The following is a 303-nucleotide window of genomic DNA, read 5'->3' as shown; positions in this document are numbered from 1 at the left end:
ATGCATGCGCGTATGCAAGGTGCACAAGTGCCTGTGCATGTGTTTTGTGGTATTGGGAATAATGGGGGCGATGGTTTGGTTTTGGCAAGACATTTGGTAACACATGGTTACAATGTACATACCTATGTTATTAATTACAGTGATAAGCGTTCAAAGGATTTTTTAATTAATTACGCTAGAATAAAAAACGTTACAAATAAATGGCCAACACTTTTAAAATGTACTGAAGTTTTCCCAGAGATACATCCAGATGATATTATTGTTGATGCAGTTTTTGGCATTGGTTTAAACAGACCTGTTGCA

General features: G+C 36.3%; 1 protein-coding gene. It reads left to right on the top strand.

The window, feature by feature from the left end:
- A partial coding sequence (locus EYD46_RS17640; protein ID WP_174719916.1) for an NAD(P)H-hydrate epimerase occupies window positions 1-303 on the top strand: 303 nt, incomplete at both ends.

The sequence above is a fragment of the Hyunsoonleella pacifica genome (assembly GCF_004310335.1).
Classification (GTDB): domain Bacteria; phylum Bacteroidota; class Bacteroidia; order Flavobacteriales; family Flavobacteriaceae; genus Jejuia; species Jejuia pacifica.
Note: the sequence above shows the minus strand (reverse complement) of the source record. Positions and strands in the feature narration are given on the sequence as shown.